Origin of the sequence: Streptomyces justiciae (genome assembly GCF_015163075.1) — a bacterium.
Taxonomy (GTDB): Bacteria; Actinomycetota; Actinomycetes; order Streptomycetales; family Streptomycetaceae; genus Streptomyces; species Streptomyces justiciae.
In genome coordinates, this window is the sequence record NZ_JADDXU010000017.1 from 194,775 (window position 1) to 212,875 (window position 18,101).

The 18,101-nt window shown below is 72.5% G+C and carries 20 protein-coding genes; 12 read left to right on the forward strand and 8 right to left on the reverse strand.

Annotation, left to right across the window (positions count from 1 at the left end; genetic code table 11):
* Positions 1-16: 16 nt before the first annotated feature.
* Positions 17-1,045, reverse strand: a complete 1,029-nt coding sequence (locus tag IQ210_RS36850; RefSeq protein WP_194083584.1) for an SDR family oxidoreductase — start codon at positions 1,043-1,045, stop codon at positions 17-19.
* 103 nt (positions 1,046-1,148) lie between these two features.
* Here IQ210_RS36850 and IQ210_RS36855 point away from each other — a divergent pair, with 103 nt between their 5' ends.
* Complete coding sequence (locus tag IQ210_RS36855; protein ID WP_194083585.1) at positions 1,149-1,454, forward strand: helix-turn-helix domain-containing protein; 306 nt, start codon at positions 1,149-1,151, stop codon at positions 1,452-1,454.
* The gene (locus IQ210_RS36860; RefSeq protein ID WP_194083586.1) at positions 1,451-2,995 is read left to right on the forward strand and encodes a helix-turn-helix domain-containing protein; all 1,545 of its coding nucleotides are present in this window, start codon (positions 1,451-1,453) and stop codon (positions 2,993-2,995) included. Before IQ210_RS36855 ends, IQ210_RS36860 begins: the two co-directional genes overlap by 4 nt.
* On the opposite strand, the gene IQ210_RS36865 is transcribed toward IQ210_RS36860, so the two are convergent.
* The 3 genes from IQ210_RS36865 to IQ210_RS36875 form a co-directional block, all read right to left on the reverse strand.
* Positions 2,992-3,954, reverse strand: coding sequence for an SDR family NAD(P)-dependent oxidoreductase (locus tag IQ210_RS36865; RefSeq protein WP_194083587.1), 963 nt, complete (start codon positions 3,952-3,954; stop codon positions 2,992-2,994). The genes IQ210_RS36860 and IQ210_RS36865 overlap by 4 nt on opposite strands.
* 293 nt (positions 3,955-4,247) lie before the next feature.
* A complete protein-coding gene (locus IQ210_RS36870; protein ID WP_194083588.1) occupies positions 4,248-4,922 on the reverse strand; it encodes an HAD family hydrolase in 675 nt (224 codons plus the stop codon).
* A 40-nt stretch (positions 4,923-4,962) separates the two neighbouring features.
* Complete coding sequence (locus IQ210_RS36875) at positions 4,963-6,003, reverse strand: PHP domain-containing protein (RefSeq protein ID WP_194083589.1); 1,041 nt, start codon at positions 6,001-6,003, stop codon at positions 4,963-4,965.
* 141 nt (positions 6,004-6,144) lie between these two features.
* On the opposite strand from IQ210_RS36875, the gene IQ210_RS36880 reads away from it, so the two are divergent.
* Positions 6,145-6,387 (forward strand): hypothetical protein, encoded by a 243-nt coding sequence (locus IQ210_RS36880; RefSeq protein WP_194083590.1) that lies wholly within the window; start codon positions 6,145-6,147, stop codon positions 6,385-6,387.
* 3 nt (positions 6,388-6,390) lie between these two features.
* Here the strand turns inward: IQ210_RS36880 and IQ210_RS36885 are convergent, their stop codons facing one another.
* Positions 6,391-7,623 (reverse strand): ricin-type beta-trefoil lectin domain protein, encoded by a 1,233-nt coding sequence (locus IQ210_RS36885; RefSeq protein ID WP_194083591.1) that lies wholly within the window; start codon positions 7,621-7,623, stop codon positions 6,391-6,393.
* Between the two features lie 164 nt (positions 7,624-7,787).
* On the opposite strand from IQ210_RS36885, the gene IQ210_RS36890 reads away from it, so the two are divergent.
* Positions 7,788-8,561: a sulfite exporter TauE/SafE family protein gene (locus tag IQ210_RS36890; RefSeq protein ID WP_194083592.1), complete on the forward strand. Its 774-nt coding sequence runs from the start codon at positions 7,788-7,790 to the stop codon at positions 8,559-8,561.
* Positions 8,562-8,564: 3 nt separating this feature from the next.
* On the opposite strand, the gene IQ210_RS36895 is transcribed toward IQ210_RS36890, so the two are convergent.
* Positions 8,565-9,098, reverse strand: coding sequence for a VanZ family protein (locus IQ210_RS36895; RefSeq protein WP_194083593.1), 534 nt, complete (start codon positions 9,096-9,098; stop codon positions 8,565-8,567).
* A 218-nt stretch (positions 9,099-9,316) separates the two neighbouring features.
* Here IQ210_RS36895 and IQ210_RS36900 point away from each other — a divergent pair, with 218 nt between their 5' ends.
* From IQ210_RS36900 to IQ210_RS36925, 6 genes are read left to right on the forward strand one after another with little or no spacing between them, the layout of a single operon-like run.
* The gene (locus tag IQ210_RS36900; RefSeq protein WP_194083594.1) at positions 9,317-9,499 is read left to right on the forward strand and encodes a hypothetical protein; all 183 of its coding nucleotides are present in this window, start codon (positions 9,317-9,319) and stop codon (positions 9,497-9,499) included.
* On the forward strand, positions 9,496-9,948 hold the full coding sequence (locus tag IQ210_RS36905) for a monovalent cation/H+ antiporter complex subunit F (protein ID WP_194083595.1): 453 nt from the start codon (positions 9,496-9,498) through the stop codon (positions 9,946-9,948). Before IQ210_RS36900 ends, IQ210_RS36905 begins: the two co-directional genes overlap by 4 nt.
* Positions 9,941-10,201: a hydrogenase subunit MbhD domain-containing protein gene (locus IQ210_RS36910; protein WP_194083596.1), complete on the forward strand. Its 261-nt coding sequence runs from the start codon at positions 9,941-9,943 to the stop codon at positions 10,199-10,201. The genes IQ210_RS36905 and IQ210_RS36910 overlap by 8 nt, the downstream gene beginning before the upstream one ends.
* Positions 10,198-10,935: a hydrogen gas-evolving membrane-bound hydrogenase subunit E gene (gene mbhE, locus IQ210_RS36915; protein ID WP_194083597.1), complete on the forward strand. Its 738-nt coding sequence runs from the start codon at positions 10,198-10,200 to the stop codon at positions 10,933-10,935. The genes IQ210_RS36910 and mbhE overlap by 4 nt, the downstream gene beginning before the upstream one ends.
* Entirely contained in the window at positions 10,935-11,282 is a 348-nt protein-coding gene (locus IQ210_RS36920) for a sodium:proton antiporter (RefSeq protein WP_194083598.1), read from the forward strand. Before mbhE ends, IQ210_RS36920 begins: the two co-directional genes overlap by 1 nt.
* Positions 11,282-13,045: a complex I subunit 5 family protein gene (locus tag IQ210_RS36925; protein WP_194083599.1), complete on the forward strand. Its 1,764-nt coding sequence runs from the start codon at positions 11,282-11,284 to the stop codon at positions 13,043-13,045. The genes IQ210_RS36920 and IQ210_RS36925 overlap by 1 nt, the downstream gene beginning before the upstream one ends.
* Here the strand turns inward: IQ210_RS36925 and IQ210_RS36930 are convergent, their stop codons facing one another.
* Positions 13,046-13,687: a DUF4230 domain-containing protein gene (locus IQ210_RS36930; RefSeq protein WP_194083600.1), complete on the reverse strand. Its 642-nt coding sequence runs from the start codon at positions 13,685-13,687 to the stop codon at positions 13,046-13,048.
* A gap of 200 nt (positions 13,688-13,887) precedes the next feature.
* Between IQ210_RS36930 and IQ210_RS36935 the strand changes: the two genes are divergently transcribed.
* Complete coding sequence (locus tag IQ210_RS36935) at positions 13,888-15,078, forward strand: cytochrome P450 (protein ID WP_194083601.1); 1,191 nt, start codon at positions 13,888-13,890, stop codon at positions 15,076-15,078.
* Positions 15,079-15,087: 9 nt separating this feature from the next.
* On the opposite strand, the gene otr(A) is transcribed toward IQ210_RS36935, so the two are convergent.
* Complete coding sequence (gene otr(A), locus IQ210_RS36940) at positions 15,088-16,944, reverse strand: tetracycline resistance ribosomal protection protein Otr(A) (protein WP_194083602.1); 1,857 nt, start codon at positions 16,942-16,944, stop codon at positions 15,088-15,090.
* Positions 16,945-17,142: 198 nt separating this feature from the next.
* On the opposite strand from otr(A), the gene IQ210_RS36945 reads away from it, so the two are divergent.
* Complete coding sequence (locus IQ210_RS36945) at positions 17,143-18,096, forward strand: ribose-phosphate diphosphokinase (RefSeq protein ID WP_194083603.1); 954 nt, start codon at positions 17,143-17,145, stop codon at positions 18,094-18,096.
* The last annotated feature ends 5 nt before the right edge of the window (positions 18,097-18,101 follow it).

The following is an 18,101-nucleotide window of genomic DNA, read 5'->3' on the forward strand; positions in this document are numbered from 1 at the left end:
GCGAGGAGGCGCGGGCTCAGCCCGCCTTCCGCCCCCGCATCGGCTCCGTCTCGGCCCCGGCTCCCTGCTGGAGCCCCTTCAGGAACTCCTCCAGCACCTCGTTCGCCGTGTGCTCCGGGCGCCAGCGGAGTTCTGTACGGGCTCGGGTGCAGTCCATGAGGGGCAGGCGCAGGACCGCGTCGAAGAGGTGCGGGGAGGCGGGCAGCAGATGGAGGCCCCAGGCGGCGGCGATCGCCGAGCGGGCCGCGGTGCGCGGCAGGCGGACCGGGCGGGCTCCGAGCAGCTCGCCCAGCAGCTCCGCGTCCACCAGCGGCTCCGCCGCCAGGTTGAAGGCGCCCCGCGCGTCCGAGTGGAGCGCGAGCCGGTACGCCTTGGCCGCGTCGTCCGTGTGCAGGGCCTGGACCCGCAGACCGGGGATGTCCGGCAGGAAGGGCAGCAGCTCCGGGCGGACCAGCGGGCCGGGCAGGAAGCGGCCGCCGAAGATGCGGCGCTGCTCGCTCGCCGACTCCCGCTTGAAGAGGAACGCCGGCCGCATCCGCACCACCCGTACCTCCGGGTGGTCGCGCTCGAACGTGTCCAGGGCCCGCTCCAGATAGGCCTTCTCCCGGCAGTACGCGGCGTCCGGCCACCCGTGCGTCGGCCACGACTCGTCCACGGCCTCGTCCTTCGGACCCGGCGAGTACGCGCCCACCGACGACGTGTGCACCAGCGTCGGCACCTTGGCCGCGGCCACCGCCTCGAACACCCGGATGGAACCGAGGACGTTGGTGCGCCAGGTCACCGCCGGATCATGCGTCGGCTGGAACGCCCAGGCCAGATGCACCACGGCGGACGCACCGGTGAACTCCGCCGCCAGATCCGTCTCCTCGGAGGACAGGTCGACCGTGACCCAGTCCGTCTTCGGCGGCGACCACTCGGGGGCCCGACGCGCCAGCCCCACCACGGAGCCGACGTCCGGATCCTCCGACAGGAGCCGCACCACACTGGTGCCGATGTTGCCGGTGGCGCCCGTGACGACGATCCTGCTGCCCGTTGTGCTGCTCACCTTCGGCTCCTCTCGGGCCTGCGCTGCGGGGGAGCACCCGAGTACCCGGGCAGCCGCACCCGACGCGCCCATGCGCGGACAGCATGCTTCATACGGCTGACGCATGAGGCCGGGTAGGGTTGCCGGGGTGGGACTGTCCTTGGGAGAACGGGTGAGGTCGTCGGTGGCCGCGTTGATGCACGCGACGGGTGAGTCACAGGCGGACGTCGCCGTCGCACTCGGCGTGAGCCAGGCGCAGGTGAGCCGCCGCCAGTCCGGCACAGCCGCCTGGAGCCTGGCCGACTGCGACGCGCTCGCCGCGCACTTCGGCATCGACGTCCTCGACCTCCTCGCCGGGCCCACCCGGGCCTGCGAGACCCTGCCCGTACGGAAGCGCCGCCCCGGTGGCCCGAAGGCGGTGGCCCGATGACGGACTTCGACGCGATCGACGCCCTGCTGGCCGGCGCCCGCCAGGAAGCGCCGCTGCCGCCGGTCGACGTACGACGCGCCCTGCGCGAAGGCCTCAACCTCTCCCGCGCCCAGGTGGCCCAGGCCCTCGGTGTGAGCCCCTCGACCGTCGGCGGCTGGGAGGCGGGGCGAGACCCGAGTGGAGAGGTGCGCGAGAAGTACGCGTACTTCCTGGAGGGCGCCCAGGCCAAGGTGGCGGACCGGGCGGCCGACGCCGCGGACACACCGGACACGCCGGACGCCGAGGAGGACGTAGAGCCCGCGACCGCCGATGACGAGACGGGTGGGTCCGACGAGGTCGAGGCCCTGGCGTCCCCCGAGCCCTGCGTCCTGTGCGGCATGCCCGCCCGGCACCAGGTCGCGGGCTTCCCCCAGCATCTCGACCCGGCTGACTGCGGTACGACGACACCGGCGGCGCCCGCTCCAGAACCCGAGCCGGAGACAGAGCCTGCCCAGGCCACCAAGTCCGCCCAGGCCACCAAGTCCGCCCACGCCACCAAACCCGTCCGCGTCGTCCCCGTAGGACGCCGTATGCAGACCGCCTCCCAGGAGCCCGACCTCATCGCCTCGGCTGTGGCCGCCGCCCTCGAGAAGCACAGCGGCGATCTGGAGGCCGCGACCGCGGCGCTGGTCAAGAAGGCCATCCCGGACGCCATGGCGCTGCTGGACGAGACCCGTAAGGGCGGCCGGTACGACGTCGTCGCGCACCCCTGGATCCCGGAGATCCTGCGCAAGCAGACCGCCCGGGGCGCCGACCGCATCTGGGAGGCCCGCCCCAAGTGGGCCCGCACCGAACTCCCGCCGGGCCTGCACGAGGTGACCGCGCTCGACATCAACGGCGCGTATCTGTCGGCGCTCAAGACCCATCTGCCGATCGGTCAGCTGGAGCACTCCACCGGCTTCGACCACGACCGCCGCCGCGCCGGCGTCCATCTGATCACCCCGCCCGCCTGGGACCACGAGGCCGAGCTGCCGAACCCGATCGGCAACCGCGACGAACCCGGCCCGCTCTGGGTCACCGAACCGACGCTGCGGCTGCTGCTGCGGCTGTCGGGGCCGAAGTACGGGCTGTGCGACCCTCCGGAGATCCACGAGTCGTTCACCTCGGGCGCCACCGAGGGCCTGCTGGAGAAGTTCCGGGTCGCGCTGAAGGAGGCCCGGGACCGGGCCATCGCCGAGGACGACGACGTGACGCTGGAGTACGTGAAGGCGATGTACTCCAAGTTCGTCTCCACGATGGGGGAGTCGAACTACAACCGGGAGCTGTACCGCCCCGACTGGATGCACCTCATCCGCTCGCAGGCCTTCGCCAACCTCTGGATGAAGGCGTTCAAGGCCCACGAGGAGGGCCTCACGGTCGTCCGCGCCATGGGCACCGACGAGCTGCATGTCATCGGTGACTGGCGGCGGGTCTTCCCGGAGGGCCGCGGGGTCTCCGAGGTGAAGGTCAAGGACACGTACACCGTCGGCGAGGAACCCGACCCCGCGGCCGAGGACGACTAGGCGGCGAAGGCGTTCACGCCGGTCAGTTCCGCCGACAGCTCCCACAGGCGGGCCGCCTGCTCCGGGTCGGTCGCCCAGGCCTTGACGCCGCCGCTCGTGTCGCCGTCGACGGCGGGCTCGGCGATGTCGCAGTCCTCCAGGTAGACCCCGCCCATGCCGTCCAGCTGCGGCGACGTCGCCGCCCACACCTGGGTGGCCGCGCCCTGCTCCGGGGTCTTGAAGGAGCCGGGGTTGAGGAGGGTGCCGTCCTCGTCGATCCAGCCGCGCTCGATCATCTCCTCCTTGGGGATGTGGCGCTGGAGCGGCGTGTGGATGCCGCCCGGGTGGAGGGAGAAGGCGCGCACACCCTGGTCGGCGGCGAGCTTGTCGAGGTGGACGGCGAACAGGACGTTCGCGGTCTTCGCCTGGCCGTACGCCTCCCACTTGTCGTAGCCCTGCCGCCAGTGGACGTCGTCCCAGCGCATCCCCGAGAAGTGGTGGGCGCGCGAGGACACCGAGACCACGCGGGCGCCGCCGGGCGCGATCGCCGGCCACAGCCGGTTGACCAGGGCGAAGTGACCGAGGTGGTTGGTGGCGAACTGGGCTTCCCAGCCGGGGCCGACCCGGGTCTCGGGGCAGGCCATGATGCCGGCGTTGTCGATCATCAGGTCGATGGTGCGGCCCGAGGCGAGGAAGCGCTCGGCGAAGGCGCGGACGCTGTCCAGGTCGCCGAGGTCGAGGGCGTCCACCTCGACGCCGTCGATGCCCGCCAGCGCCTCACGGGCGGTGTCGGGGCGGCGGGCCGGGACGACCACGCGGGCGCCCGCCTTGGTGAGCGCACGGGTGGTCTCCAGGCCGAGCCCCGAGTAGCCGCCGGTGACGACGGCGAGCTTCCCGGAGAGGTCGATGCCGGCGAGGACGTCCTCGGCCGTGCTGTGGGCGTCGTATCCCGAACCGATCTTGTGCTGTGCAGTGCTCATGCTCGGAACGCTACGAATTGGAGTGCTCTCGAAGTCAAGCGCGGACAGCCGTGCGTGCGCCGGACAAGAGAAAGCCCCGACCGGACGGGGGAATCACGGTCGGGGCGGTCCTGTGGTGGGCACGGACGGCGGTCGCCTCTCGGCGAAAGGCTCCACAGGGCTTCAGCCGAACGATCGTCCCTGTGGGCAAAAGGTGAGGCCCGGGGACACTGTCCCGTCCGTACCCACGTGTCGTTCAACGGGCAACCACCCTTGGGTGTTCCCCGGTCTGTCGCGTTATGGCGTGAGCTGTGTCACTGGCCGAACGGGAGCCAGGCGAACGGGCTGTCCGCCAGCGAGGAGAGCAGGTCGGCGGGGTCGTCGTAGACCGCCTCCGCGCCCGCCCCGACGAGGTCGGCGCGTGGGATGCCGCCGCACAGGACGCCCACGCAGCGCACCCCGGCCCGGCTGCCCGCCTTCATGTCCCACACGGTGTCGCCGACGAACACCGCCCGCTCGGCGGGGGCGCCTGCCAGTTCCAGGGCGTGCTCGACGGGCTCCGGGGCGGGCTTGCCCTCGGTGACGTCGTCGGCGCTGGCCGTCGCCGTGATCGCGTCGTCCGCGCCGATCGCACGGCGCAGCGCGGACAGCTCCGCACCGCCCGCCGAGGTCGCGAGCACCACCGTCCAGCCCTCGTGGTCCAGGCGCCGCAGCAGCCGTCCGGCGTCCCGCAGCGGGGGCAGCCGGTCGAAGTACTGGCCGTAGAGCGCCTTGTGCGCGGCGCTGAGCTGCTCGTCCTCGTCCTTGTCCCGGTCGTCGCCGAGCAGATGCGCGATCAGATCGTCGGAGCCGAGTCCCACCGCGCGGTGGACGGCGTGCATCGGCACCTGGTGCCCTGCCTGGCGGAAGGCCTCCCACCAGGTGGTGACGTGCAGATGGTTGGTGTCGACGAGTGTGCCGTCGACGTCGAACACGGCGGCCCGTTCCATACGCCCCGTCCTTCCCTCGCCTCACCGCACGGGTACCACCTCAGGAGCCGATCACTCGGGACGGCGTCCGGCGGTCCCGGGTCCAGGCCAGCAGCTCTTCCTGTGACCACGTGGTGATCACCCGCTCGGCGGGCACCTCGCACTCCTCGGCGCGGGCGCAGCCGAGGATCTGCCAGTCGAGCTGGCCCGGCGCGTGCGCGTCGGTGTCGATCGAGAAGAGCGCGTCGGCCGCCACAGCTTGGCGGAGCAGCCGGCGAGGCGGGTCGAGCCGCTCGGGACGGCTGTTGATCTCCACGGCCGTGCCGGACTCGGCGCACGCGCCGAACACCTCGTCCGCGTCGAACTCCGACTCCGGCCGTCCGCGCCCGGTGACCAGCCGTCCCGTGCAGTGCCCGAGGACGTCGGCGTGCGGATTGCGTACGGCGGCCACCATGCGGCGGGTCATCGAGCGGGCGTCCATGCGCAGCTTGGAGTGCACGGAGACGACCACGACGTCCAGCCGCTCCAGCAGCTCCTCCTCCTGGTCGAGCGAGCCGTCGTCGAGGATGTCGCACTCGATGCCGGTGAGCAGCCGGAACGGTGCCCAGGTCGCGTTCAGCTCCGCCACCACGTCCAGCTGCTCGCGCAGCCGTTCGGGGGACAGGCCCCGGGCCACGGTGAGGCGCGGGGAGTGGTCGGTGAGCACGGCCCACTCGTGCCCGAGCTCGGCCGCGGTCCGGCCCATCTCCTCGATCGGGCTGCCCCCGTCCGACCAGTCGGAGTGGAGATGACAGTCGCCGCGCAGGAGGGCCCGGAGCTTGTCGCCGCCCCGGGTGGCGGGTCGCTCCGCCGCTTCGCCCTCCAGCTTCTCCAGGTATCCCGGCACCCGTCCGGCCAGCGCCTCGACCGCCACCTGCGCGGTCTTGGGGCCGACGCCCTTCAGGTCCTCCAGCGTCCCGGCGGCCGCCCGCTCGCGCAGCTCCGCCTCCGGAAGGCCGGCCAGCACCCGGGCGGCCGTACGGAAGGCGCGCACCCGGTACGAGGGTGCGAGGGACCGCTCCAGCAGGAAGGCGATCCGGTCCAGTGCCGCCACGGGCTCCATCGCCACCTCCTCGACCGGGGTCCCTTCCAGGGTTCCCCGGCCCGGAGGGGAGCGCACGGCGAGCCCGTCGGGTACATCCGGGACAACTCGTACGGTTCTCGCACGGTTCGCCGATCCGGAATGCGTTCTACGCTCTATTGCATGACCGAAGTCGCGAGCCCGCACATCTCCCATCCGCGGATCCTGGTGCTCGGGGTCCAGCCCGGAACGCCGCCGTTCCGCATCGTGGAGATCGACGGAGAAGTGGTCGGTGAGGCGAAGACCGTCACCGACGTCCTGGAGGCCGCCGCCGCGTTCGGCATCACGGTCCACGACCTGGACGACCCGGACGTGGTCCGCTGGGTGGGCGGCGACAAGTTCACCTGGACCCGGCACCAGCCCTGACCGTCAGCCGACCGTCCATTTCTGGTTGGCGCCGCCCGTGCAGGTCCAGAGCTGGAGCCGGGTGCCGTTGGCCGAGTTGTTGCCGGTCACGTCCAGGCACTTGTCGGCCTGCGGGTTGACGATGTCGTGCGCGGCGGTGACGGTCCAGCGCTGGGCGGCGGTGCCGTTGCAGTCGTAGAGCTGTACGGCGGTCCCGTCCGCGGTGCCGCCGCCCGTCACGTCCAGGCACTTGCCGAGCGCGCGGAGCGTGCCGTCGCCGCCGGCGGTCCACTGCTGGGCGGCGGTGCCGTTGCAGTCGTAGAGCTGTACGGGGGTGCCGTTCGCGGGGTTCGCGCCGGCGACGTCGACGCACTTGCCGGCGAGGCCCCTGATCGCGGTGCCGGTGGCGGTGTCGCCGGTGGTCACCGAGACGTGGTCCACGACCAGCTGCTGCGGGAAGGCCGTGGAACCGTCGGGGTCGCCGGGCCAGTAGCCGCCGACCGCGAGGTTCAGGATCAGGAAGAACGGCTTGTTGAACACCCAGGTGCGGCCGCCCAAGTCGGCCGGGGTGCGTCGCTGGTACACGTTTCCGTCCACGGACCAGGTGATCGAGTCCGGCGCCCAGTCGACGGCGAAGGTGTGGAAGGCGTCCGCGAAGGCCTGCCCGCCCGGGAGGGTGTACCCCGCGCCGATGCCGCCCGAGCCGGAGTAGCCGGGGCCATGGATCGTGCCGTGCACGGTGGAGGGCTCGAAGCCGACGTTCTCCATGACGTCGATCTCGCCGGAGTCGGGCCAGTTGACCGGGGTGCCGAGCATCCAGAACGCCGGCCACATGCCCTGCCCGCGCGGGATCTTCATCCGCGCCTCGACGTGCCCGTACTGTGCGGTGAACTTCCCCGAGGTGTTGAGGCGGGCCGACGTGTACTGGCACGTGCCGTACCAGCACTGGTAGTTGGCGGGGTTCTCGCGGCGGGCGGTGATGACCAGATGGCCCTGGCCGTCGAGGGCCGCGTTCCGGTTGCCCGCCGTGTAGTACTGCCGTTCGTGGTTGTTGACGTTGTCGCCGGTCTCGATCTGCCACTTCGAGGTGTCGACGGAGGCGCCGGCGGGGCCGTCGAAGGTGTCGGAGAAGGTCACGGCCGCGGCGATGGCGTCGGCAGGCTGCTGCGCCTGCGCGGAGCCGGTGGCGGCGGTGGCCACGAGGACGGCGGACAGAGCGGCGAACAGGCACTTCCGGAGCAGGCGTGGGGCTGTCACGGTGCTCCCTTCCTGAGGTGGGGGGTGAAGGCGTCGCCTCTTGATTTAAGAAGTGAGATAAGCGTCCGTCAATACCTTGGTACGGACCAGGAGTTGAGAGGCGAGACCCGATGCGCGGCCACACTTCGGTCGGCGCCGAAGTCTCCGGTTCCTAAGATCGCCCCATGGAAGGCCTCGGAGAGATACTCGCCGTCCTCGCCGCGGGCGTCGGCGCCGGTGCCGTCAACGCCGCCGTCGGGTCGGGCACGCTCATCAGCTTCCCGGTGCTGCTCGCGACCGGGCTGCCGCCGGTGACCGCCACCGTCTCCAACGCGCTCGGCCTGGTCCCCGGCTCGATCAGCGCCGCCATCGGCTACCGCAGGGAACTCGCGGGGCAGCGCGGCCGGGTGCTCAAGTGGAGCGCCGGCGCCGTGCTCGGCGGACTGACCGGGGCCACGCTGCTGCTGGTGCTGCCGGCCGCGGCGTTCGAGGCGATCGTGCCCGTGCTGGTGGGCCTCGCGCTCGTGCTGGTCGCCTTCCAGCCGCTGATCGGCCGACGCCTCCGCGAGCGCCGCGCCCGCACCGGCCGGACCGCCGTCCGTGCCGACGGCGGCCCGCCGCTGCTGGTCGGGCTGACCCTGGCGAGCGTCTACGGCGGCTACTTCTCCGCCGCCCAGGGAATCATCTACGTCTCCCTGATGGGCATGCGCCTCGACGACGGCCTGCAACGGCTCAACGCAGTCAAGAACGTCCTCGTCGCCCTGGTGAACACCGTCGCCGCGCTCTTCTTCCTCTTCGCCGCCGACTTCGACTGGACGGCCGTGGCGCTCCTCGCGGTCGGGTCCGCCGCCGGCGGTCAGATCGGGGCCGCGGCAGGCCGCCGGTTGCGTCCGGCGGTCCTGCGCACCCTCATCGTGGTCGTCGGCACGGTGGCCATCGTCCAGCTGTCGACGCGCTGACCCTCAGCGGTGCACCGCCCGGCTCAGCCGCCGCCCCAGCAGCAGATACCCGATCAGCGCCCCCGTGGTGTTCAGGATGACGTCGTCGATGTCGAAGGCCCGCCCCGTGATCAGCGCGCCCTGCGCGAACTCCACCAGCAGCATCACCACGGCCGTCAGCAGCAGGACCCGCAGCACCCCGCGCGTTCGCGGCGCGAGGACCGGGACCAGGACGCCGAACGGGATGCCCAGCAGCAGGTTGCCGCCGATCTGCTTGACGGCGTCCCGCAGTTCGGGCTGGTCGAGATAGGCCCGCAGGGAGCGGCCCGGGTGCAGATTGGTGTGCGTCAGCGCCTCCGACGCGGGCGACGGCTCCAGGGTCAGCCGGGCCAGCACCACCGCGAACGCCACCATGAAGGCGAACGCGGCCACCATCGCCACCAGTCGGCGGACGACCGCCAAAGGGTTCCGCCGCGGCTTCGGGGCGGGCTCGGGTTTGTCGGACTTGGTGGTGCGCAGGCGGAACGCGGATCGCGGACGTAAGGCTGCTCGGGCCATGCGGTCCTCCAGTCTTCAACTTCCCTGCGTCGTAAGGCGATTACCCGCGAACGGGCCGAGAATGCGGCGCCGCCCGGTCCGGTCGCAGACGCCCGCGGTTTCCCTTCGTACGGGCGGGGCACTCCGGGCTGAGACCCGCGCGCGCCGCCGCCACCCGTCCCCGGGGCGGTGTTTGGATGGCGCGAAAGCCGTGCCGGCAGGTCCCGAGGAGGTGGCGCATGAACCGGCGTACGACGCTCCTCATCGCGGCCGAGGCCCTGGCCTGGTGGTGCGCGCTCGCCGCACTGTGGCTGGTCCTCATCAGCACGGTGGACACCCTCGAACTCGTGGTCGGGGCGAGCGCCGCGGGCGTGGCGGCGCTCGCGGCCACCGCCGCCCGGCGGGTGGTGAGCGCCCGGTGAACGGCTGGATCCTCGCCGCGACCGTCGCGCTCGGTGCGGGGGTGGGCACGGCCCTGTGGGGCGTCGCCACCGGTCCGCTGCGCCGCCGGGTGGTGGCCCAGAACATGTCGACCGCGTTGGTCTGCCCGGCCCTCCTGCTGCTCTCCCAGGGGTACACCCGGCCGTCGTACGTCGATCTCGCCCTGGTGCTCGCGCTGCTGGGCCCGGTCGGCACCCTCGTCTTCGCCCGGCTGCTCGCCGACGAACTGGCCGACGACCCGCCCCGCGCCTGGGGCGTGACCTGGGCGGTCGCCGGGTTCGGCGCCGTGGTCGTCGGGGTCGTCAGCGCGGCCACCGGGCCGAGCCGGGCCATGGTGAAGCTCCTCGTGATCGGGGCGCTGCTGATCGGCGGCAACGTCGTCGCCTCCCGCGCGCTGTCCGGCGGATTCCGCGGGGTCGGCCGTGGCTGACGCCGTGATCGTCGTCGTACTCCTGCTGGTCGGCGCCACCGCCACCACGGCCGTCGCGGTCCGCGACCCCGCGCGGCAGGCGCTCGTGCTGTCCGTCCTCGGCGTCGTCCTCGCCGTCCTGTTCACGGTGCTGCAAGCGCCCGACGTAGGGCTGTCGCAGCTCGCCGTGGGCTCCGCGCTCACACCGCTGTTGCTGCTGCTGACGGTCCGCAAGGTCAGACGGCGTGCCCGAGGCAAGGGGCGCCAGGAGTGAGCCGGCGCGTCCGGCTGTGGCTCGTGGCCGTCGGCGGCGGCGCTCTCGCCGCGCTGCTCGTGGCCGCCTGCCTCGACCTGCCGGCCTTCGGCGGCGCCCGGCACCCCTACGGCGACCGGGCCGTGCGCGAAGCGCTCGCCCGGCACACCGCCAACACCGTCGCCTCCGTCAACTTCGACCAGCGGGCCTTCGACACCCTCGGCGAGATGACCATCCTGTTCGCGGCCGTCCTCGGCTGCGTGGTCCTGCTGCGCCAGACCCGCGACGAGCACCGCGCCCGCCCCGAGCCCGAGCCGGTGGCCCTGCCGGTCCGCCGCTACGCCCTCGTCGTGCTGCCCGTCGCCCTGCTCACCGGCCTCTACGTCGTCGCCCACGGCCAGCTCAGCCCCGGCGGCGGCTTCCAGGGCGGCGTCGTCGCCGCGACCTCCCTGCACCTGCTCTACCTGGGCGCCGACTACCGCGCCCTGGAACGCATCCGCCCGGTCGGCCTGTACGAGGTCGGCGACGCCCTCGCCGTCTCCGCCTACCTGGTCACCGGCATCGCGGGCCTCATCGGCGGCTCCGCCTTCCTCGCCAACACGCTGCTGCCGTACGGCACCTTCAACACGCTCTCCTCCGGCGGCACCGTCCCGCTGCTGAACGCGGCCATCGGCATGGAGGTCGCCTGCGCGGTCGTGGTGCTGCTCGCCCGCTTCCTGGACCAGGCCGTCGAGATCGAGGAAGAGGGGAAGTGATGGGCGTCCTGCCGTACCTCGTCGCCGCGTGGATCTTCCTGGCCGGCTGCTACGGCCTCGCCACCAGCCGCAATCTGATCCACGCCGTCGGCTGTCTGTCCGTGTGCCAGTCGGCCACCTACGTCCTGCTGCTGGCCGTCGGCTATCGCGACGACGCGACCGCGCCGGTCTTCTCCGACGTGAAGCCCGGCTCCCGGCCGGTCGTCGACCCCGTCGTGCAGGCGCTGACCCTGACCGACGTCGTGGTCGGCGCCACCGTCACCGCGCTACTGCTCGCCCTCGTGGTGCAGGTCTCCAAGCGGCACGGCACGGTCGACCCCGACGAACTCTCGGAGCTGCGCGGCTGATGAACGACCTGCTGCCGCTCCTCGTCGCCGTCCCCCTGCTCGGGGCCGCCCTGCTGGTCGCCGGGGGCCGCCGGCTGCCCCGGGTCGTCGCCGAGTCCACCGGCTGCGCGGTGTCGGCGGGCACGGCCGCGCTCGCGATCGTGCTGCTGCTCAACTCCTCGCCGCCGATGGTCGAGTGGGCCGGCAGCTGGGTGCCGGTGAACGGCGAGAGCGTCGGCATCGTCCTCGTCGGCGACGGGCCCGGGCTCGGCATGGCCGCGCTCGCCTCGCTGCTGACCCTCGCGGCGCTCGCCTACTCCTGGCACTACTTCGACGAACCGCCGCGCCGGCACGCGGGCTCCTTCCCCGCGCTGATGCTGCTCTTCCAGGCGGGCATGTGCGGCTTCGCGCTCGCCGGCGACCTGTTCAACGCCTTCGTGTGGTTCGAGCTGATGAGCGTGTGCGCCTACGCCCTCACCGGCCACCGGGTGGAGGAGGCCAAGGCGGTGCAGGGCGCCCTCACCTTCGCCGTCGTCACCTCGCTGGGCGGGTACGCCCTGCTGATGGGCATCGGGCTGCTGTACGCCCGCACCGGCGAGCTGGCGATGACCCAGATCGGACGCGGCCTCGACGAGCACGGCCCGCCCGACGCGCTCGTCCTCGCCGCCTTCGTCCTCGTCCTCACCGGGCTGCTGGTCAAGGCCGCCGCCGTCCCCTTCCACTTCTGGCTCCCCGACGCCCACGCCGTCGCCCCCACCCCCGTCTGCATGCTGCTGTCGGGCGTCATGGTCGAACTCGGCACCTACGGCGTCTGGCGGATCTACACCACCGTGTTCTCCGGGCCCGGCGGCATCCCCGCCGACGACCTGGAACGGCTGCTGCTCGTGCTCGGCGTGCTCACCGCCGCGGTCGGCGCCGTCATGTGCTGGTACCAGCGCCACATCAAACGCCTGCTCGCCTACTCGACCGTCGCCCACACCGGCCTGTTCCTCATCGGCATCGGCCTCCTCAAGCCCGAGGCCGACGACGGCGTCGCCCTGTACCTCCTCGGCCACGCCGGGGTGAAGGCCGCACTGTTCGCCTGTACCGGCATCCTCCTCGACCGCTACGGCAGCGTCGACGAACACGCCCTGCACGGTAAGGCACGCCAACTGCGCGGTGTCGCCGTGCTGTTCACCCTGGGCGGCCTCGGCCTCGCCGGGCTGCCGCCCTTCGGCACGGCGCTCGGCAAGGCCGTCACCGAGGAGGCCGCGGGCGGCCCCCTCACCGTGCTCTACGTCGCCGTCACCGCCGTCACGGCCGGTGCCGTACTGCGCGTCGCCGCCCGCGTGTTCCTCGGGCTCGGGCCCAGGCCGTCCGACGGCGGCGGCTACGAGACGACCGGCTCCGGCGAGGAGCCCGAGACCGGGCAACGGCTGCGCTGGGTCCCCGGCACGATGACGGCCGTCCCGGCACTGCTGCTCGCCGGGTCGCTCACGGTCGGCGTGGCACCCGGCTTCGGCGACGTGGTCGCCCACGCCGTGAACGAAGCCGGGTCCGGTGGGGTGGTGGTGGCCCCGGTGCACTGGACGCCGCTCGGTGTCCTGCTGGGGATCACCTCGACCCTGCTGGCGGCGGGCCTCGCCGCGGTGGCGGTCACCCGCCCGAAGCTGCTCGCCGCCCCGGGCTGGGCGCTGCCGCTGCGCCGGTTGCAGTCCGGGCACATCGGGGACTATGTGGCCTGGCTGCTGGTCGGCGCGGGACTGCTCGGGGCGCTGGCCCTGCCGGGAATCCTGACCCCCTGATCAGGCCTTGTAGGTGACCTTCACCTCCTTGAAGCCGAGCGAGCGCAGCAGGCCTTCCAGCATGTCCGTGGTGTTCTTCTCGGCACGGCCGGTCAGCGCGCTCTCCTTCGCCGCGTCGCGGATGTGCTTCACCGCGAGCTTCTGCACGGCCTGCTCGCTGTTGGGGTTGTCCGAGAACAGGTCGCCCAGGCGGTCCAGGAGACCCCGCTGCTTCGACACCGCGTAGGAGCGGTCGGCGTCGAGGGCGGGCTTGCCGAGCTGGGCGTGCGGCAGCACCAGCGTGGCGGACGTACGGTCCTCGTTGACCGTGACGTCGTTCTCGCCCACCTTGCCGAGGTCCACGAAGGCGTCGACGGTGCCGGCCCCGACGTACAGGGTGCGGCTGCCGCGGATCGCGTCGGGCAGGTACTTGGCGTCCTTCTCCAGGTCCACGACGACCTGGAAGTTGCCGGAGGCGGCGTCGTAACGGCTGATGTCCTGGATGGACTGGAGCAGAGCGGGGCCCGAGCGGTCCTGGGTCTCGGTGCCGAACAGGTCCTTAAGGCCCGGGAGCACGCTGAGCCGGATACCGGCGAAGAACACGACGAGCACCAGAACGACGGCGCTCACCAGCTTCGCCCAGCCGGGCATGCGTTTGGACATGCGCCTGATGGGAGTCACGCGCCTAGTGGGAGTCGTGCTCCTAGTGGGAGTCGTCATGCGACGGCCCTCCTTCCTCCTTCAACGAATGCCCCCCAAAGCCCTTGCCAGACCGGGCCGTTGGCCGATTGGCACCCCTGACGGAGGCACGGGCGGCGCACTAGCGTGGAAGGCCGTCCCTGTCGGCGCTTCTGGAGAACCGGATGAGTGCGGAGAGCGCGTCCCGGCCGTTACGTCCCATGCATCGCATCGGCCTTCCCGAGTCCGGGCCGCCCCGGCTCGTCACCCTCGCCACCGGCACCCCGGTGTGGCTCGTGACCCGGTACGCCGAGGTGCGGCAGGTGCTCATGGACCCCCGGTTCGACCGGCGGTCGCTGCACGCGGAGAACGCCCCGCCGCTGCTCGTCGTACCGAATCTGCTCGACGACCCCAACGGGCTGCTCAACCAGGACGGCCCCGCCCACCAGCGGCTGCGCGGCACCGTCCAGCGGGCGTTCACCCCGCGGGCCATCGCACGCTGGCGGCCCTGGGTGGGGTCCGTGGTGGCCTCGCTGCTCGACGACTTCGCGGCCCGGCCCCAACCCGCCGACATCATCGAGGGGTTCACCCGGCCCCTGCCCGTCTCCGTGATCTGCCGGCTCATGGGACTCGACCACCTGGACCGCGACCGCATCCGCTACTGGGCCGACCACGCCCTGTCCGGCGGCGCCCACACGGCCGAGGAGGTCGTGGCGGCGATGACGGAGTTCGGTGTCTTCGCCGCCGGACTGATCGCCGAGCGGCGCAAGGAGCCGGGGGACGACCTGGTCAGCGGGCTGGTCGCGGCCGGTGACGAACTGGGCATCGAGGAACGGCAGTTGATCACCCTCACCCTGGGCCTGGTGGTGGCCGGCCACGAGACCACCATGAGCGCCCTCGGCAACGCCGTCGTCTACCTCCTCACCGACGGACACGACGGCTGGCCGCTGCTCGCCCGCGACGAGGAGGCCGCCGCGACCGCGGCCGAGCAGTTGCTGCGCACCGTGCCGCTCAGCGAGGGGCGGGTCCTGCCTGGCCTCATCCGGCGCGCGGTCGCGGACGTCGAGGTCGGCGGGGTGCTGATCCCCGCGGGCGGCGTGGTCGCCGTCCAGACCAACGCCGCCGGCCGCGACCCCGACGTCTTCCCGCCGGGCCCGCCCGACCTGTCCGCGCCCCTCACCTCGCCCAGCATCGCCTTCGGCGCCGGACCCCATCACTGCCTCGGCGCCTGGCTGGCCCGACTGGAACTCGAACTCGCCCTGCACCATCTCGCCGCCCGCTTCCCGGAGCTACGGGCCGAGTTCGCGCCGGAGACGATCGAGTGGCGGGTGGGACAGATGACGCGGAGTCCGCTGCGGCTGCCGGTGTCGTGGTGACAACGCCGGTCAGTGCGGACGCAGTTCACGGTCGCCCGACGCACGGGACCACCACACCCCCTCTCCGCGCGTGAGCCCCGGCAGTCGCAGCTCCATCTCGCGCACCCGGCGGGCCGGGAGCTCGCCGGTGATCACCCACGCCGTGCCGCCGCCGGTCGTACCGGTGAACTCCGCTCCCAGTGAGGCGAGTTGCGCGGTCACCGGCGCCAGCGCGTCGAGCGGGATCTCCGTCTCGAACGCGTGGTACGGCTCGTAGAGCCGCGTCCGTGCCCGCTCCAGGGCGCGGCGCAGCACGTACGCGGTGAGCCCGCGGAAGTCCCCGGCCGTGCTGAGCGGGGCGACGAAACCGGAGCGGATCAGGGTGACCCGGTAGTCCGTCACCGGCGCGCCGCTCAGCCCGCTCCGCATGCCCGTGTGCACGGTGTCCTCGATGGCCTGGTGGAAGGCCCGGGGGAGCGCGCCGAGTTCGGTCTCGTACGTGAAGACCCCACCGGAGCCGCGCTCACCCGGCTCCACACGCAGCCCGACCGTCGCCCAGTAGCGGGTGCCGTCGAGCCAGGGGTTCTCCTCCGCGGCCTCGCCGACCCCGCGCGGGCGCTCCAGGAACCGCACCCGGCCCGGTTCGAACTCCGCCTCGATGCCGAAGTCCTGGGCGAGGGTTGCCGCCAGCACCTCCATCTGGACCTCGCCGTAGAGCAGCAGCGCGGTGCTGCCGTCGGCCGCCGGGCGGGCGTGGATCAGCGGGTCCTGGTCGGCCAGGGCGAGCAGCGCGGAGCGGAGTCGGGCCGCCTGGTCGGGGCGACGGGCGGTGACCACCGTCTCCAGGGTCGGCGGCGCGAACTGGGCCTCCTGGTCGCCGAGTTCACCCAGCCGGTCGCCCACGCGGACGCCCGCGAGGCCCGTCAGCGCCCCGATGTTCCCGGCGGTGAGGGGACCGCTGCCGCCGATGACGTCCAGGCGCGTCACCCGGCCGGAGACCTCGCCGGTCCGGCCGTCGGCGTCGCGCCGCAGCAGTGTAAACCTTTGACGCTCCGTCACCTCACCGTCGTACAGCCGGAGATACGCGGTGCGCTCGCCGCCGGGTCCGGGCCGGACGGCGAACACCGTGCCGCGCGGCGGGCCGCCCCCGGCCGTCGGTGCCGGCGGGACGAGTCGGACCAGGGCGTCGACCAGGTCGCCGACGCCCTCACCGCCGAGCGCGGAACCGAAGAGGACGGGGTGGAAGGAGCCGTCGGCGGTGTGTGCGGCGAGGGCCTTGTGCAGGTCGGCCGGGGTGGGCGTGGGGCCGTCGACGACCGCCGCGAGGATGTCCGGGTCCACGTCGGCGAGTGGCTCCGCCAGCGCGTCGACCGGCAGGGGTGTCACCCGCGCCTGCGGGGTGCCGATGTCCCGGACCGTGGTGAGCGGCGCGATGTGCGGGGTCAGCCTGCGCCGGACGTCGTCTAGCAGGCCCTCCGCGCGGGCGCCCGCCCGGTCGACCTTGTTGACGAAGACGAGCGTCGGCAGCCGCAGCCGGCGCAGGGTGCGCATCAGGACGCGGGTCTGTGCCTGGACGCCCTCCACGGCGGAGAGCACCAGGACCGCGCCGTCCAGGACCGCCAGGGCGCGCTCGACCTCGGCGATGAAGTCGGAGTGACCCGGGGTGTCGATGAGGTTGACCTGGGTGTCGCCGACCGTGAAGGCGGCGACCGCCGAGCGGATGGTGATGCCGCGCTGCCGCTCGATCGCCCCGTCGTCCGTACGGGTGTCACCGGCGTCGACGCTGCCGAGCCGGTCGATCGCGCCGTAATGGAACAGCAGCCGCTCGGTGAGGCTGGTCTTACCGGCGTCGACGTGGGCCAGAATTCCGATGTTCAGGGTGTGCATGCGTGAATGAGTCCTCGAGAACCGTGGGCCTGTGGAGGGGCTGGGGGATTCCGAGGAGTCGGCGCATGCGGGTCTTCCTGACGTGAGGGAACACGGACGACGCCATGATGGCCTGCCGGTGTGGGCCGCGCGCAACCGAATTTCCCTGGTCAGTAGCATGAGGGCGGCAGCCCGAGATGATCATGCGAGGAGCGGATCGTGCGAGACATCGCCGTGTTCAGCGGTAGTGCCCACCCCGAGCTGGCGGCGGAGGTCTGCGCGCATCTCGGTGTGCCGCTCAGCCCCACCCGGGTCAGCCGGTTCGCCAACGACTGTCTGGAGGTGCAGCTCCAGGCCAACTGCCGGGAACGGGACGTCTTCCTGGTCCAGCCGCTGGTCAAACCCGTCCAAGAGCACTTGGTGGAGCTGCTGCTGATGTGCGACGCGGCCCGCGGCGCCTCCGCCCGCCGGATCACCGTCGTCATGCCGCACTACTCCTACGCCCGCTCCGACAAGAAGGACGCGCCCCGCATCTCGCTCGGCGGCCGTCTCGTCGCCGACCTGATGGTGTCGGCCGGCGCGAGCCGGGTCCTCGCCATGACCCTGCACTCGCCGCAGGTGCACGGCTTCTTCTCGGTCCCGGTCGACCATCTGCACGCGCTGCGTGAACTGGCCGCGCACTTCCAGCAGTACGACCTGACGCGCACCACCGTCGTCTCCCCGGACCTCGGCAACGCCAAGGAGGCCGCCGCGTTCGCCCGGCTCATCGGCGCGCAGGTCGCGGCCGGGGCCAAGCAGCGGTTCGCGGACGACCGGGTCAGCATCAGCGACGTCATCGGCGAGGTGACGGACCGGGACGTCATCGTCCTGGACGACGAGATCGCCAAGGGCAGCACCGTCCTCGAACTCCTCGACCGGCTGCGTGAGTTGAAGCCGCGCTCGATCCGGGTGGCCTGCACGCACGGCCTGTTCGCGGCCGGTGCGCTCAAGCGGATCGGCGAGCAGCCGGACGTGCTGGAGATCGTCTGCACCAACACCGTGCCGGTGCCCGAGGAGGAGCGCACCGACAAGCTGCGCATCCTGTCCATCGCCCCGGCGCTCGCCGAGGCCGTGCGGCGCATTCACAACGGCGAGTCCGTCAGCGCCCTGTTCGACGCGCGGCCGAGCGAATAGACAGG

What these genes read in the sequence shown, in the direction of transcription:
- IQ210_RS36935 (WP_194083601.1), top strand. Translation starts at nt 13,888, where the DNA reads ATGAGTGCGGAGAGCGCGTCCCGGCCGTTACGTCCCATGCATCGCATC.
- IQ210_RS36925 (WP_194083599.1), top strand. Translation starts at nt 11,282, where the DNA reads ATGAACGACCTGCTGCCGCTCCTCGTCGCCGTCCCCCTGCTCGGGGCC.
- IQ210_RS36930 (WP_194083600.1), bottom strand. Translation starts at nt 13,687, where the DNA reads ATGTCCAAACGCATGCCCGGCTGGGCGAAGCTGGTGAGCGCCGTCGTT.
- IQ210_RS36865 (WP_194083587.1), bottom strand. Translation starts at nt 3,954, where the DNA reads ATGAGCACTGCACAGCACAAGATCGGTTCGGGATACGACGCCCACAGC.
- IQ210_RS36870 (WP_194083588.1), bottom strand. Translation starts at nt 4,922, where the DNA reads ATGGAACGGGCCGCCGTGTTCGACGTCGACGGCACACTCGTCGACACC.
- IQ210_RS36880 (WP_194083590.1), top strand. Translation starts at nt 6,145, where the DNA reads ATGACCGAAGTCGCGAGCCCGCACATCTCCCATCCGCGGATCCTGGTG.
- IQ210_RS36855 (WP_194083585.1), top strand. Translation starts at nt 1,149, where the DNA reads ATGAGGCCGGGTAGGGTTGCCGGGGTGGGACTGTCCTTGGGAGAACGG.
- IQ210_RS36875 (WP_194083589.1), bottom strand. Translation starts at nt 6,003, where the DNA reads ATGGAGCCCGTGGCGGCACTGGACCGGATCGCCTTCCTGCTGGAGCGG.
- IQ210_RS36895 (WP_194083593.1), bottom strand. Translation starts at nt 9,098, where the DNA reads ATGGCCCGAGCAGCCTTACGTCCGCGATCCGCGTTCCGCCTGCGCACC.
- IQ210_RS36860 (WP_194083586.1), top strand. Translation starts at nt 1,451, where the DNA reads ATGACGGACTTCGACGCGATCGACGCCCTGCTGGCCGGCGCCCGCCAG.
- IQ210_RS36890 (WP_194083592.1), top strand. Translation starts at nt 7,788, where the DNA reads ATGGAAGGCCTCGGAGAGATACTCGCCGTCCTCGCCGCGGGCGTCGGC.
- IQ210_RS36900 (WP_194083594.1), top strand. Translation starts at nt 9,317, where the DNA reads ATGAACCGGCGTACGACGCTCCTCATCGCGGCCGAGGCCCTGGCCTGG.
- IQ210_RS36920 (WP_194083598.1), top strand. Translation starts at nt 10,935, where the DNA reads ATGGGCGTCCTGCCGTACCTCGTCGCCGCGTGGATCTTCCTGGCCGGC.